The sequence below is a fragment of the Acididesulfobacillus acetoxydans genome (assembly GCF_902729405.1).
GTDB lineage: Bacteria > Bacillota > Desulfitobacteriia > Desulfitobacteriales > Desulfitobacteriaceae > Acididesulfobacillus > Acididesulfobacillus acetoxydans.
The window spans coordinates 983,724-998,474 of the sequence record NZ_LR746496.1 but is presented as its reverse complement, the minus strand read 5'-3'; the positions used below and the strand labels follow the sequence as shown (position 1 = coordinate 998,474).

11 protein-coding genes are annotated in these 14,751 nt (G+C 54.7%); 1 reads left to right on the top strand and 10 read right to left on the bottom strand.

The window, feature by feature from the left end; translation table 11 throughout:
- Positions 1-244 precede the first annotated feature (244 nt).
- The gene (locus MNU25_RS04450; RefSeq protein WP_240983962.1) at positions 245-703 is read left to right on the top strand and encodes a tyrosine-type recombinase/integrase; all 459 of its coding nucleotides are present in this window, start codon (positions 245-247) and stop codon (positions 701-703) included.
- Here the strand turns inward: MNU25_RS04450 and MNU25_RS04445 are convergent.
- The 10 genes from MNU25_RS04445 to MNU25_RS04400 all read right to left on the bottom strand — a co-directional run bounded on the left by MNU25_RS04445 (position 647) and on the right by MNU25_RS04400 (position 14,634).
- The gene (locus MNU25_RS04445) at positions 647-2,425 is read right to left on the bottom strand and encodes a class I adenylate-forming enzyme family protein (RefSeq protein ID WP_240983961.1); all 1,779 of its coding nucleotides are present in this window, start codon (positions 2,423-2,425) and stop codon (positions 647-649) included. The genes MNU25_RS04450 and MNU25_RS04445 overlap by 57 nt on opposite strands.
- A 188-nt stretch (positions 2,426-2,613) precedes the next feature.
- Positions 2,614-4,611 (bottom strand): oxidoreductase, encoded by a 1,998-nt coding sequence (locus MNU25_RS04440; protein WP_240983960.1) that lies wholly within the window; start codon positions 4,609-4,611, stop codon positions 2,614-2,616.
- A gap of 176 nt (positions 4,612-4,787) precedes the next feature.
- Positions 4,788-5,855: a DUF3231 family protein gene (locus MNU25_RS04435; protein WP_240983959.1), complete on the bottom strand. Its 1,068-nt coding sequence runs from the start codon at positions 5,853-5,855 to the stop codon at positions 4,788-4,790.
- Between the two features lie 189 nt (positions 5,856-6,044).
- Entirely contained in the window at positions 6,045-6,773 is a 729-nt protein-coding gene (locus MNU25_RS04430; RefSeq protein WP_240983958.1) for a hydrogenase maturation protease, read from the bottom strand.
- Between the two features lie 64 nt (positions 6,774-6,837).
- Entirely contained in the window at positions 6,838-8,307 is a 1,470-nt protein-coding gene (locus MNU25_RS04425) for a Ni/Fe hydrogenase subunit alpha (RefSeq protein ID WP_240986723.1), read from the bottom strand.
- A 2-nt stretch (positions 8,308-8,309) separates the two neighbouring features.
- Entirely contained in the window at positions 8,310-9,347 is a 1,038-nt protein-coding gene (locus tag MNU25_RS04420) for an NADH-quinone oxidoreductase subunit B family protein (protein WP_240983957.1), read from the bottom strand.
- Positions 9,340-9,858: a hydrogenase iron-sulfur subunit gene (locus tag MNU25_RS04415; protein WP_240983956.1), complete on the bottom strand. Its 519-nt coding sequence runs from the start codon at positions 9,856-9,858 to the stop codon at positions 9,340-9,342. The genes MNU25_RS04420 and MNU25_RS04415 overlap by 8 nt, the downstream gene beginning before the upstream one ends.
- Positions 9,855-13,187, bottom strand: a complete 3,333-nt coding sequence (locus MNU25_RS04410; RefSeq protein ID WP_240983955.1) for an NAD(P)-binding protein — start codon at positions 13,185-13,187, stop codon at positions 9,855-9,857. The genes MNU25_RS04415 and MNU25_RS04410 overlap by 4 nt, the downstream gene beginning before the upstream one ends.
- On the bottom strand, positions 13,187-14,065 hold the full coding sequence (locus MNU25_RS04405) for a CoB--CoM heterodisulfide reductase iron-sulfur subunit B family protein (RefSeq protein WP_240983954.1): 879 nt from the start codon (positions 14,063-14,065) through the stop codon (positions 13,187-13,189). The genes MNU25_RS04410 and MNU25_RS04405 overlap by 1 nt, the downstream gene beginning before the upstream one ends.
- Positions 14,062-14,634, bottom strand: coding sequence for a 4Fe-4S dicluster domain-containing protein (locus MNU25_RS04400; RefSeq protein WP_240983953.1), 573 nt, complete (start codon positions 14,632-14,634; stop codon positions 14,062-14,064). The genes MNU25_RS04405 and MNU25_RS04400 overlap by 4 nt, the downstream gene beginning before the upstream one ends.
- Positions 14,635-14,751 lie beyond the last annotated feature (117 nt).

Below are 14,751 nucleotides of genomic sequence, written 5' to 3'. Positions count from 1 at the left end.
TCTTTCTGATTTCCTTCAAGACCCGGAGTTTTTTTAAGGGAGTAACACTACGGGAATGTGTACCCCTTTGATTAGTTGAATTCGGCACCGCAGATATCACTATTATCAAACCAGTCAAAGGCCATAAGAATAAGGGCTGGGACGTTACGAACATCCTAGCCTTTATAACCCGGTCAGATTATGGGCCGCAGGGAAACGCAAACATAGCTTTTTGCAGCGGGGGGATGGAGGGAATGAAAGTCCCTTGCGTTTGACGGTGTTCGAAGCGTACCTCCATGTCCGCACCAGTCTTAGCTACAGTAATATTAACATCTCCTGCAACGCTTTTAAACTCTTTTTCAACAAGGTCCTCCACTATGGCGGGTCGGACGACGTCATCGTGCGGCCCAAAAAACCTAAAAAGCTTCCCTCTGTTCTGTCTAAGGCCGAGATTCTCTCTATCCTTGATCGCGTGGCTAATCCGAAGCACCGGGTTATTCTCTTGACCACCTACTCTTCGGGCCTACGTATTTCTGAAACCCTGAATCTCCGTATCGCAGACCTTGATTCCAAGAACATGATGATCCGGGTGGGTAGTGGCAAGGGCAGCAAAGATCGGTTAACGGTCCTGTCGCTTGAAAACCCGAAAATGCTCAGAACCGACCACTTAGCTAATCTCTGCGTCACTTTCGCTGCCAACATATCCCAAACCGTTGCTCTTTAGAACGGTAGCCTTTTCAACCAGGAGAAACTTCTGGATCTTACCCGTGCTGGTAAAAGGCAGATCGTCGTGTCGAATAAAGAACACGTATTTCGGCAGCTTAAATTTGGCCAGACGGGCTCGGGCAAATTCCAGGATCTCTTTTCTGGTGGCTTTTTCCCCCGGGTTGAGTTCAATAAAGGCAGCCCCAATTTCTGTACTCACTGAGTCCGGAACTCCTACCACATAAGCCTGGTTTACTTTTTGATAACTTGTAAGCACGTCCTCTACTTCTTTGGGCATCACGCTTTCCCCGGACACGCGATAGATCTCTTTGCTCCGACCGCTAAGTTCAAACAAACCATCGGCGTGAATGATCCCCAGATCCCCCGTATGCAACCAGCCATCCTTATCAATTAGAGCTCCTGTTTCCAAAGGACGCTTATAATAACCTTTACTTACGATATTACCTCGGCAAATAAATTCACCTTTTGAACCCGCAGGCAGCTCTTCACCTGTGACCGGATCCACTACCTTGTACTGAACATTGCGGCCGCCAAACTCCGGCAACCCACTGCAATTAGCCGGCAAAAGCCGTCCGACTCGCGTGGAGAGCACCTCCAGGGAATCGTCCGGTGACGTCATCACGGTGGCCGCGCTCACCTCCGTCATGCCGTAGCCCGTTAACATCTCCCGCGAGCCGAATTCCCGCCGCACTCTCTCCCAGATCGGGCGCGGAGCGGGTGTGGCCGCACAGAAAATCGTGCGCAAGCTCTCCAAACGATGCTCTGCCTTTTCCGGACAGTTAAGAAGTGCCAGGAGAATTGACGGTACACAAAGGAGCTCTTGAACCCGATTTTTCTCCATCAAGTGAATGGCTTCACTCGGAGCAAATTGTTCATCCACGACCACCGATCCACCGACAAAGGTAGGGGTCAATATTCCCTCAACCAACGCAAAAACATGGTACAGCGGCAGCGGGCAGTATATACACTGTCCTTCTCCAACCGAACGGCCTAAACCGCTAATGTAGGCGTTTCGCAGTAACATGTCATGCGTCAGCATGGCGCCTTTGGGGGCGCCGACGGTTCCGGAAGTGTAGAGAATGTGGCAGATCTCATCGGGATAAGCTGACGCGGCTTGTCTCTGATGCAACTCTTCCTTCCTGATTTCCTTGCCGCCGTCATAAAGTGCACTAAGGCTGACTAAACCCTGATAAACCTTTTCCTCCGGCGAATAGCAAATGATATTTCTGAGTTTGGGAAACTCCGCGTAGCCATCGGGCGGGGAACCGGCTCCTTTTAACTCCGGGCAGATATTTTCCACCATTCTGACATAATCGGTACGGCCTAAACGATCGTTAAAAATTACGGCCACCGCATCAGAGTCCTGCCACAACTCTTTTAACTCAACTTCTTTGAGCATAAAGTTCAGAGGAATCACGACCGCTCCGATTTTGTTTAGAGCCAAGGTCAAAAAAACGGATTCGGCGTAATTTCCCATCCACAGAATCACATGTTCCCTTGCCTTGATTCCCAGGGCCATCAGCCCCTTAGCGGCCTGATCAACCCTTGCCAAGACTTCGCGGTAGCTGTATATCTTCTTACGCGTAATTAGATAAGGACGCTCGAGGTATTTCTTGGCAGCCTCGTCAATGTGGTCTGAAAGCGTCCGCCTTGGCCAAGTAGGATAAGCGGCCATCAGAGCCGCTTGCCGTTCTTTCCAACCATTTTCTTTTACTGCCATGTGCTCTACCCCCTTGAAACAGTGCCTGACTCGACCGCCTCTTCCCAGAGCTTGTCCGCCGTCTTGCCCCCTCACCCCTTTTGCTAATAAAGGCAAACTCTTATTCCACTCGAATGAAAGAAGCAAAGACCCATGGTCAAACATCTTAGTAACCTAATAATAAGGCGGCTAATGCGACTTTGTTAACTTCATACTTCGATCTCTTTTGCCACATCGTAGGCATCCCAAATGGCATTCATCATATTGGCGGCTTCTCTGGCGTCGCCAATGAGATAAAGCTCGGCAAATTTGCCGTTTAGCTTTTTGTAGAGCAGATCGTCCGGCTTGTAACCTACGGCAAGGACTAAAGTGTCTGCCTGAACGCGCGTTTTTTGCATATCTTGAGCAACCACGGCAATTTTGTTCCGATATTCGGCAAGATAAGCATTAAGGATAACCTCGACACGGTAATAGGCTAAAAGGTCAATGAGCATGGTTTTGTTCATATGGGGAACCGTGCGACCGCCGGCCATGAGTTCCGGCAATGTTTCGACCAGGGTCACCTTATTGCCTTTTTGGGCGAGGAAGAGAGCGGTCTCACAACCTGCCAGCCCGCCACCGACGACAACGGCGTGTTCTCCGACTTTTTTTATTCCCTCCAGAACTTCTGCGGCATAGGCGACATTCGGGCTATCGGCCCCCGGGAAATCCGGTTTTCCCGGTTGGGAACCGGTGGCGACAATAATCACATCCGGTTTTTCCTCTTCGATGAGTTTAAGATCCACTTCCGTTTCCATCTTGACAGGCGTTTTCAGAACCTTAAGCTCGTTTTTGTACCAAGCAAGCAACTTGCGGTCATCTTCCTTAAAGTCCGGCGTCGAAGCTTCGTTGACATGCCCGCCCAGACGTCCGCTTTTTTCATAGAGCGTGACCCGGTGCTCGCGAATTGTGCAGACCCGCGCCGCTTCCATGCCGGCGATTCCGCCGCCGATAATCATAATCTTTTTCTTCTGGCGAGCGGGGAGCAAGGCATACTCCTTCTCCCTGCCGACAGCCGGGTTAACTGTACAGCATTCGGGTTTGACTTCAAACATCCTGCCCATACAGCCATTATGGCAGCCAATGCAAGGACGAATCCGTGCAACCTGCCCGTCGCGAACCTTCTTGGGCCAATCAGGGTCGGTCAGAAGTCCCCGGCCGATACCCACTATATCCAATTTGCCCTCGGCCAAAGCCTGCCGGGCGAGTTCCGGATCGTCCAGGCGCCCGGCGACGATTACCGGTACGGAAACAACCTGTTTTAGTTTTGCCGCGAGCGGGAGGTAACAGCCATGTTTTTGGTAGAGAGGGGGATGCGCCCAGTACCAAGCATCATAGCTGCCGGCGTCGGCGTTAAAGGCATCATATCCGGCCGCTTCCAAGATGTTGGCCGCCTCCAACCCTTCCGGCAAATCCCGTCCTTTTTCCGGGAAATTCTCTTCGGCCAGTCCCCCTTGCCTCCAGTCCTTGATATAGCTCTTGATACTGAATCTTAAACTGACGGGGAAATTCTTACCGGCTTCCCTTTTTATTTCCCGTACGATTTCAATGGGAAAGGTGAGCCTTCCTCGCAGATCACCGCCGTATTTATCCGTCCTGCGGTTAAACAAAGCCAACGTAAATTGGTCCAAGAGATACCCTTCGTGGACGGCGTGGATTTCCATACCGTCAAAGCCTGCTCCGACAGAAATATGTGCCGCTTCACCCACTTTCTTGACCATTTTTTCAACCTCTTTGGTGGTAAGCTCGCGACAGGTCAGTGTCGGATCCCAGTAATTCGGGATAGCCGACGGGGCAACCGGTTCGTCGGCTAAGAATCCCGGGGCCGCCACGCGGCCAAGTCCCAGCGTGATTTGAATAAAGATCTTGGCTCCATAGGCATGGACATGTTCCACCAGTTCAGATGCGGTTTGAAGGAACTGGGCCGGATTGGTGGTAATGCAGGGGAAACTTGGCATCTTCAAACGCTCGATTTCATTTTCCGCTTTGACGGCACCGGTAATGATAAGCCCAGTTCCACCTTTGGCCCTTTCCTGGTAATAGTCAATCGCTCGCTTCGTCCAAGAACCCTCGGGGGTCACCAAACCAAGGTTAGCCATCGGCACCATGGCGATTCTATTCTTGATTTCTACTTTCCCTATGTTGATCGGTTGAAACAGTTTTTCCATGTCGTCTCCTCCAATTAAATCCTCTGAAATTCAGTCGCCGACCCTAGTATGGTGGATCTCACGTTTCTTTATCCAAAGCGTAAGACTCCCGGTTCTACAAGTGGGAGTGGGTCCCATGCACAGAGACTGCACTAGCGTCCATAGCGCGCTGACAGTCCCTGCGCTGCCGGCTTTTCTCATTGTGTGCTTAATTCTTTACGATTCGCGGACTCCGGAACCCTTTCCAACCAGCCTTGTTTGATCATGAGGTTGACGCCATCCTTCGCAAACTCACCGAGTTCAGCCATGAAACGACCGAAAGTCAGGATGAGGTCACCCCGGGTGCAGTTCGCCAGAGCCATTCCCCCACTGCTAATGGCATTGGCTATCATGACTGTAGTGTGGAACATCATTAACTTGTCACTGAAAGGAGACTCCAAAGACTCGGTCACATGATTATCATAATTTGGCGGACCAGACAAATCGTTGTCTTCCAAGATCTTCGTCAGAACATCGATCTCTTTGTCATTCATGAGCCGATATCGACTCAAGTAATCCTTGACCAATTTGGATTTTGTGCACTGCTCGAAGCCCGTAATTAAGGTGTTTCTTAAGGATCTCGAAACAATGTTAACGAAAAGGTGTTCTATTTCCAGGGCGTTGAGCGGTCTCTTGTCCCCGATCAAGCCCTTATAAAAACTCGACACGTCATGCACATATTCTACTCTATCGGGAATCGGAATATTAGGCGCTCTGGGAAGAAGTCCTTTTGCCAACAGAACGGTGTGGGCTCTTTGCGTCATTTCTTGAGAATGGTCAAGACAGGCCGCGAAGAATTCGCTGATATCCGGGCGGGATGAACTGGTAAAGGCCAGACCAAAACCCAGAACCCCGTAGTGGGCCATAAGAGTGGTATACAGGAGCATAAACGGTTCAGAGTAAAGCGGTTTGGCGTTCACGTCGAAGTCTTGATCCGTAAAACCGTTAGGGACGGGAAAATTTACCCCGTTGAATATATCGGCGATCGCTTGCACATGTTGGACCGAGATATCCAAGGAAAATTGCAGCACGGAGTGAATATCCGGGTCCTTCGATTTGGCAACAAAATAAGGAAGCATGCATGTGGACATACTTTCAGCTAAATACATGGCCCATAGTTCACCGATCTCCGCCGCAGTAAGACTAATGTCTTGCCAATTATGCCGGACAGCATCGTAGTTTGCTTGCTCCACCCCATGGTCAGCCATCTCTTCCAGATTATTCATGCTCTTTTACTCCCTTTAAGCTTCTTCCGGCTTAGCTTTCCCCCTTGTATGTTTGGTATGCACTGGTGATCAAACCACCTCCGGCTATGCCGGAGGTGGTTTGATGTCGTGTTGCCAGGTCCGTTGCCATGCCACTTACAATGCCTGCAGCAGGGCCTGTCAGGAAGTCGGCGGATTCGGCGGGCACCCTCAGCCGGCAAGTTTTTCCCGGATATCCCGGCTGATCCTGGCCGCCAACTCGGGGATGGCGGCGCTCAGTTCCTGAGTACAGCTCTCTTGAAAAGTAAAGACATCTTTGGCCTCGACAGCGTAGATGAGCACTTGAGACGGGATCTTCATGCCCAACCTGCGCCCCAGCTGCAGGGCCGTGGCCAGGTTGATGTCATGGACCGAAGTCAGACGCACGGTGCCGGCCAAGACTTCTTCACCAAAAGTGTACAATTGCCCCGCCGCTCCGTCCGCCGTCTGGATGGCATCGATGATCACCAAGCGCTCGTAGCCTGAAATATAATCCAAGAGTTGGAGGCCGGCCAAGGAAAGTTCGACAAAATCCGGCGCCGCCCCGGGCAAATCATCCTCCTCCGCCAGCAAGGCACTGACGAGACGCCCCAGATAAATCCCGATCCCGTCATCGCAGAGCAGGGTATTGCCCAGTCCGAGGATCAGCAAGTTTGTTTTTCTTCCCTTACCTTCACTCCTCAGCATCTTTCCTTCTGACCCCGCTTCTTGGGACCGGGCGTCTCTTTCGGACAAAACCCCGCTCAGCCCTGATTTTCCCAGCGCCGGATCACGTCCTAAGTCCCCGTGACCCACCGCTTCTTGTAGCCTGACTTCTCTTGTCCTTGCGCCACCTGTATCTGTGCGCGTGTTATTTACTCTATCACTTGTCGGAGCACGGTTTAGTCCTGCTTCATCCACTCCTGAGACTCCCCCTTTTACAAGTGGAAATGGTTCCCTAGATTCACCATGGAAGTCTCGCCCTTCAGTCTTGGTTAAACGAGTTCACTTCTTGCCATAAATTCCCTTCATGATCGTAGATTCTGGCCAGAAGCGGCATGGAACCGGGGAGATTGTGGGTGGCGCAGGCCAGGCAGGGATCATAGGCCCGGAAGGCCATTTCCACCATATTGAGCAGCCCCTCGCTCACCTTGCCTTTTTTAATCAAACCTTTGGCCGCTCTTTGCACCGATATGTTAATAGCGGCATTATTGTTACCTGTGGCGACAATCAAATTGACTTTAGTCAAGATACCTTTTTCATCGGTCTGATAATGGTGGATGAGCGTCCCCCGCGGGGCTTCGATAATTCCCACCCCTTCTTTGGGCCTACCCTCCGGCAAGGCGCGGATCCTGGGACTGGTAATCTCCGGGTCGCGGGCCAGTTCCAAGACCCTTTCTGAAGAATAGAGGAGCTCAATCAAGCGGGCCCAGTGGTTGGCCAGGGTATGATGAGCCGGCTTACCCCCCAGGGTGGAGTACATCTTTTCATAGGCTTCCTGAGCCAAGGGTGTGGCCATGCCATCCGCCGCGTTGAGCCGGGCCAGGGGAGCCACGCGGTAGACCCCGCTCTGGGGGCCGTCTTGGAACCCTTGCCAGCCCAGTTTTTTCAGGAAGGGAAACTTAAGATAGGACCAAGGCTCCACATGCTCGCCAATGTGTTCCAGATAATCCAAGCCCGAGAACCTGGCAAATTCCTTACCCTCCGGATCGACCACCCGAACCTGGCCTTCGTAGAAACTGACCTTGTTCGCAGCGTCGACCATGCCCATGTAATAGGATTTCATATAATAGAGGTCGCCCAGGATCAGATCCACATAGCGCTTGTTCTTAAGCACCACGTCCTCAAAAATCTTGAGGGAAAACTGAGCAAAGCGGACCAGCGATTCGCCCTGCGCTTCAATATCCCGCCGCTCTTCTTCCGTGATGCTTTTGCTCATCCCCCCCGGCAAACCGCAAACCGCGTGAGTGGGCTTTCCCCCGATCATGGCCTGGATACCCTGAGCGTAGGCCCGGTGTTTGATCACCTCGCCGCCCACTTCCAGCCCAACCTTGCCAATGACCCCCAGGATATTGCGCTCGGCCGGGTCCGCGTCCGGACCGACCACAAAATCAGGCGCGGCCAGAGCGTAGAAATGGGCAATATGGGAATGGATCATGTGGGCATTGTAAAAGAGTTCGCGCAGTTTCTTGGCGGCCGGGGGCGGCTCGACATTGAAAACTCCGTCCAGGGCTTTAGTCGAGGCGATGTGATGGGCGGAAGGACAGACCCCGCAAATGCGGGGGGTAATCCGGGGCATCTCCTCAGCCGGACGGCCCTCGCAGAACTTTTCAAACCCGCGCAGTTCCGGGACCTGGAAATAGGCGTTGGCGACATCCCCCCGCTCATCGAGGAAAATCTCGATCTTACCATGCCCCTCCAAGCGGGTGATGGGATTGATCGTGACTTGTTTCATACTCACCGGCTCCCCCTCCCTTCCTCAGCGGCGGCCGCCGCTTGGGCCATTGTCTCCCCCTGCGCAGCAGCGGTTCTTTCAGGCCGCAGGACTTTGTGTTTCAGCAGGGAACTGGACATCCCGAAACGGTAAAAATAGCCGGCGGGGTCGACCACTTGGTCGATCAACCCCTGAATCTCGTCCAGATCTTTGCTGTCCACCAGCGTAGCCAGAGCGGACAAAAGGCGTGCCCCTTGATCGGCCACTCCGTCCGGAGGACCGAAACAACCCCGGCAGGGCATATTGGCATTGAGGCAGAGCGTACCGCAGCCGTCCCGGGTGGCCGGCCCGGCACAGATAATCCCCTGTTCCAGGAAACAACGCTCCGGGTCGGCCTCCACTTCGTGGATACGGTGGAAGGCCTTGACTTTCTTTTCCTCCTTGGTGCGCCGGCAGGAATCGCACACCGTCCTGGCACTGCCGAAGACCGTACCCACCGGCGGCAGCTTCCCCGTCGCGATGGCCGTCACCGCCTCCGCGATCATGCTCGGGGTGGGAGGACAGCCCGGAACATAGTATTCCACCGGGATGACCTCATCCAGGCGGTAGACGTGATCGAAAAAGACGGGAAGTTCCAATTCTCCTTCCGGAACCCGGGTACGCGGCCGGGGCAGAACATTTTCGGGATTGACCGTACTGGGTGTTTCCCGGTAAGCCCGATCGAAGATCTCCGCGCGGCTGCACAGGTTAGCCAGGGCCGGAATCCCGCCCAAGTGGGCACAGGAACCAAAAGCCACGACGACCTTGCTCTTTTCCCTGAGAAGTTCCACGATCTCTTTTTGCTCCGAGTTGCGGATCGAACCGTTGATGAAACTGACATCGATCGAGCCGTCGGCTAGGGCCCGGACATGGTGATACTTGAAATCAAGAGCGACCGGCCAGAGGACGATGTCCGCGAGGGCAGCCACATCGAGAATCTTTTCGTTGATGTCGAGCACCGCGATCTCACAGCCGCCGCAGCTGGCGTTCCAGTAGAAAGCGAACTTTAGTTTATCAGCCAAGATTCACCCCTCCTTCCATCCTTGCGTCCGCGGCGAAGAAACCGTCCAGGGCGGCGAGCCTCGTCCCGGCGCCGGACAGCGGACCCAACTCCTTGATCTTGGCCACCATGTCTCCCACCACGCGGGCAAATTTCTCCCCTTCGCTGCTGGCGACAAATTCCAACCGGAAACGCTCTTTCTCGATCCCGAATTGGGGCAGCATGCTCTGGAGCAAAAGGGTGCGTTTGTAGGCCTTATAGTTGCCCTCCTGATAATGGCAGCCACCCGGATGGCACCCCGCCACCAAGACGGCATCCGCTCCGGCCGAGAGGGCTTTGAGGACAAAGGTGGGCTCTACCCGGCCGGTACACATCACCCGGACGATGCGGATGTTGTCCGGGTATTTGATACGGGCAATTCCGGCCAGATCGGCAGCCGTATAGGCACACCAATTGCAGAGAAAACCGACGATTTTCGGTTCATATTCAGACGCGGAACCCGCGGCCGCAGAGCCCGTCGTAAGTTCACTCACAGCGCACACACCCCCTCGATAATCTCCAGCATCTGTTCTTCTTCAAAGTTGCGCATATGGGCCGCCCCCGAAGGACAGGAAGCCACGCAGGTTCCGCACCCTTTACAGAGCGCTTCATTGTAAAGTGCCACCTTTTTCTCCTCCGAGAAGGTAATAGCATTGTAGGGACACAGGGGAATGCAGGTCTTACAGCCGGAACAAAGTTCTTCCAGACAATAAGCGGTAATGGGGGAAACCCGCACCCGGCCGGCGGAAATCTTCTCCAAAGCCTCGGCCGCCGCACCGGCAGCCTGAGCCACGGTATCGGGGATATCTTTCGGCCCCTGGCAGGTCCCGGCCAGGTAGATCCCGTCGGTCGCCGTTTTCATCGGCTCCAATTTAGGATGGGATTCCAGGAAGAAACCGTCGGCACTGCGCTGAATCGTGAAGAGGCGAGCCACTGCGTCGGCATCGGCACGGGGGATGAGCGCGGTATTGAGGATAACCATATCCACCGGGACTTCCCGGAAAACACCTAGGAGGGTATCTTCGGCCCGGATCACCAGCCGCCCGTCCTTTTCCAGCACCTCGGCTCCTTTACCCCGGATGAAATTTACCCCTTCATCCTGAACCCGGTTGTAAAATTCTTCGTATTGCTTGCCATAGGCACGCATGTCGATATAAAATTCGTACACTTTGGCCTTGGTCTTGTCTTTGACCAGATGGGCAAATTTCAGGCTGGCCATACAGCAGACCCGGGAACAGTATTCTTTGTAGTTTTTATCCCGGCTGCCGATGCAGTGCAGGATGGCGACAGCTTCAGGCTCCCGCCCGTCTTCCCGCACAATCCGACCCGCGGTGGGCCCGGAGGCATTGGTCAGACGCTCAAACTGCAGACCGGTGAGCACATTAGGAAAGCGCCCGTAACCCCACTGCACGCCGACACTGGGATCCAAGATCTCGTAACCCGTGGCCAGGATGATATTGCCCACTTCCAATTCCACTTCTTCATCCTGCATCCGGTGATCAATCGCCCCGGCCTGGCACACTTTCACGCACTCCTGGCATTCCGAGCAGACCCCGCAATCCAAACAACGCTTGGCCTCATCCAGGACCTCTTCTTCGCTCAGGGTGACCGTGACCTCGGCACTCAAACCGCGCCGCTTTTCCGGTTCCAGTTGGGCCGGCTCATGGCGGGCGGCCTTGTAAAACTCTGTCACGCTTGCGGCTTTGGGCAGGGGACGGGGTTTAGGAGCCGGCCCCGGCAGTGCCTCACCGCGCACGAAAGCATCAATGATGCCGGCGGCCTCTTTTCCGGCCGCAATTGCACTCACCATGCTCGAGGGACCGCTCACCAGGTCCCCGCCGGCAAAGACCCCGTCACTTGTCGTTTTACCATATTCATCGACCTGAACCGTTCCCTTGGCGGCAAGGGCCACCCTGCCTACCAAAGAAGCGGGAAGTTCCACTTTCTGACCCACGGCGGCAATAATCAACTCCGCTTCCAAAAGGACATTCGGACCTGTAGCGGGAATGCTCTTACGCCGGCCGCCGGCATCCACCTCACCCAGCTGCCGCGGCTGGCATTCCAAGGCCTGCACCCGACCGCCCCGGCCCACGACCCGCAAGGGAGCGGTGAGAAAACGGAATTTTACTCCCTCCTTTTCCGCCTCCCGGATTTCCTCGGCAAAAGCCGGCATCGCGTCTCGCGTTCTCCGGTACACGATTTCCACGCTTTGGGCCCCCAGGCGCAAAGCCGTACGGGCGGCGTCCACCGCGGCATTGCCGCCGCCGATGACCAGTACCCGGCCGCGAACGCTCTCCGCCCGCGTGTTGGCCGATTCTAAAAACTTGAGGCTGCTCAAGACTCCCTGCAGATCCTCGCCCGGAATGCCCAGGGTTTGCTCCTTGGACGTGCCCAAGGCCAGAAAGACCGCGTCATATTCCCGGCGCAATTTCTCCAGGGTGAAGTCCCGCCCCAGCCATTGGTTAGTCCTGATGTTCACACCGCTGCGGGCGATCTGGTCGATTTCCCGCCGGAGAATCTCTTTGGGCAAACGGTATTCGGGAATACCGTAGCGAAGCAGCCCACCGGCTTCCGCTTTGCCTTCCAGAATGACCACTTCGTGTCCGGCCCTGCTCAGATAATAGCCCGCCGCCAAGCCGGCCGGGCCTGCGCCTACAATAGCCACTTTGCGCCCACTGGCGGGAGCGGACGCAGGCTGAGCAGACCCGTTTTTCGCTTCATAGTCGGCCAAAAATCGCTTGACCGCGTTAATAGCCACCGGCGCATCAATATCCCCGCGCCGGCATTCCCCTTCACAGGGGTGAAAACAGACCCGGCCGCAGACCGCGGGCAGGGGCATAGCCTCCCGGATTAAAGCCAGCGCCTCACTAAACTTGCCCTGGCGGGTTAAAGCCAGGTATCCCTGCACGTTGACCCCAGCCGGGCAAGTCAACCGGCAAGGGGGCGTCCCGGTTTTCGTTATCTGGTAAACATTAGGAACCGCTTGGGGGAACTCTTTAAAAACAGCCTTGCGCTGGCTCAACCCTTCATTAAATTTGTCCACGGTGTTGACGGGGCAAACCGCCTCACAATCTCCGCAGCCCGTGCATTTGTTGACATCCACATAGCGCGCTTTTTTCCGGACCTTGACTTGGAAGTTACCGACAAAACCGTCGACTTGAACCACTTCGCTGTAAGTCAGGAGCTTAATCTTTTCATGCTGCCCGGCCTCTACCATTTTCGGGGTCAGGATGCAAGCGGCACAATCCAAGGTGGGAAAGGTCTTGTCAAACTTCGCCATCTTGCCTCCCAACGAGGCCTCCCTTTCCACGAGATAGACTTGGTTTCCCGACCCGGCTATTTTCAAAGCGGCTTCCAAACCGGCCACCCCGCCGCCCACAATTAACACGTTCGGATTGACCGGGACATACCTTTCCTCCAAAGGCCGGTTGTATTTGACCTTACGCACCGCGCCGGAAACGAGGGATTTGGCTTTAACCGTCGCCTGCAGGGGATTGCTGCTGACCCAGGAAACCTGCTCGCGAATGTTGGCCATCTCAAAGAGGTATCCGTTGAGCCCCGCGGCTGCCAGCGCCCGACGAAAGGTCGGCTCGTGCATCCGGGGGGAGCAGGAAGCGACAACCACTCGGTTTAAGCCCAATTCTTTAATGTCTTTCTTAATCAAATCTTGGCCGGGGTCAGAGCACATGTACTTATAATCCCGGCTGACAACTACGCCCGGCAGGGTTCCGGCAAACTTGCCCACCGCCTCGACATCCACTTTATCGGCAATATTCGTGCCACAATGGCAGACATAGACGCCGGTCCTGATCTCCTCTGCCATTAAATCACCTCCCCGTAATACTTGTGCAGAAGTCCCCTGAGCGGAACCAGGTTGCGTTTCAGACCGAGTTTTTTCGGGGCTATCCCCTGGGCTACCCCCAGAAGCTGCGTGAAATAAATCACCGGGATATGGTAGTTTGTTTGGAAGCGTTTATTGACTTTGTCCTGATACGCATCCAGGTTAAACTGGCAGAGCGGGCAGCTCACGACCATAGCCTCCGCCCCCCGCAGATATGCTTCACCCAGAAGTTCCTTTTCCAGTTCCAAAACCGCTTCCGGTTTCGTCGTCATCAAGGCGCCGCCACAGCATTTCGTCTTGTGATCATAGCGCAGGACCTCAGCCCCTAAGACCTCCAAGAGGCGATCCATTTCCGTAGGCAGTTCAGGGTGGGCAAATTCGTTTTTCGGCCGGGCAATCTGACAGCCGTAGTAAGGCACGACTTTTAAACCCTGCAAAGGCCTGCGCACCGTCTCGGCTATCCGGTCCAAGCCCACATCGTTGACCACAATATCGAGAACATGCCTGATCTGGACTCTGGCCGTAAAACTTCGGCCGATGGCGCCCATGGCTTCCTGAATTTTGGCGCGCCAGAGCGGATTTTCTTCATAGACGGACTTGGCCCGGCGCAAAGTGACAAAACAGGAATTACAAGCCACCGCCACGTCTTCCCCCGCCTCCTCGGCCAAGGCGAGATTACGGCTGGGAACGACGAGGGAAAAGAGGTAGCTGGTGGAAGGCAGTGCGGTGGCCCCGCAGCAGTTCCAATCCTCGATCTCCCGCAGGCCTATCCCCAGATTTTCGAAAACCGCCCTGGTTGACTCATCATATTCGCGAGCCGTGGCATGGAGGGAGCAACCCGGGTAATAGGCATAACTCATATTTTTTCCTCCATTTCCCCTACTTTTTCGTAAAGACGCCGGATTTCCGAAAGAGCTCGCACCCGGCTGGGCAGAATATTCAGTTTGCCCTTGAGAAACATCTTCACCCCGATAGGACCGTAAGCGACCAGCATCAGGGGATCCGTCTTCAAAGCCAGTTTCAGCAGCAGTCCGTTTTCATAGAGCCGGCCGTAGCTTTGCAGGACAGACCCAAAACAATCGTAAAAAGCCGCGTTTTTGTCTTTGTTTACCGAAATGGCCAGGTGTTTAAGCGCATACATGACTTCGGTCAGGTTAATTCCCCGCGGGCAGCGTACAGTGCAGTAGTAACATGAGGTACAGTACCAGTAAGTGTCACTGTTCAGAACCTCCTCCCGCATCCCGGCCCGCACCATCTCCAGCAGGCGCCGGGGCGTATGCGCCATCCGCTCGCTGAACGAACAGGAACCGGAGCAGGTTCCGCATTGGATGCAGGCATTGAGGTTTTGGGCGCCGGACAGGGTTTCAATCAAGCGCTTAAAATCAGGATCCAAGCTCCCCTCCTGCACGACCGGCAGTGCTTCTGCCATGGGCCTCCCTCCTCTGGAATCTATTTAGTTCCTGACCCATCCTCGGGTTGCAAAATGCATGCCACTGCGGAAATGTTTTTACCCTGGTCATTTTGGCATTTGCGGATGCCCCTTGGC

Coding starts and splice junctions, on each gene's coding strand:
- MNU25_RS04445 (WP_240983961.1), bottom strand. CDS start 2,425: ATGGCAGTAAAAGAAAATGGTTGGAAAGAACGGCAAGCGGCTCTGATG.
- MNU25_RS04440 (WP_240983960.1), bottom strand. CDS start 4,611: ATGGAAAAACTGTTTCAACCGATCAACATAGGGAAAGTAGAAATCAAG.
- MNU25_RS04435 (WP_240983959.1), bottom strand. CDS start 5,855: ATGAATAATCTGGAAGAGATGGCTGACCATGGGGTGGAGCAAGCAAAC.
- MNU25_RS04425 (WP_240986723.1), bottom strand. CDS start 8,307: ATGAAACAAGTCACGATCAATCCCATCACCCGCTTGGAGGGGCATGGT.
- MNU25_RS04410 (WP_240983955.1), bottom strand. CDS start 13,187: ATGGCAGAGGAGATCAGGACCGGCGTCTATGTCTGCCATTGTGGCACG.
- MNU25_RS04405 (WP_240983954.1), bottom strand. CDS start 14,065: ATGAGTTATGCCTATTACCCGGGTTGCTCCCTCCATGCCACGGCTCGC.
- MNU25_RS04400 (WP_240983953.1), bottom strand. CDS start 14,634: ATGGCAGAAGCACTGCCGGTCGTGCAGGAGGGGAGCTTGGATCCTGAT.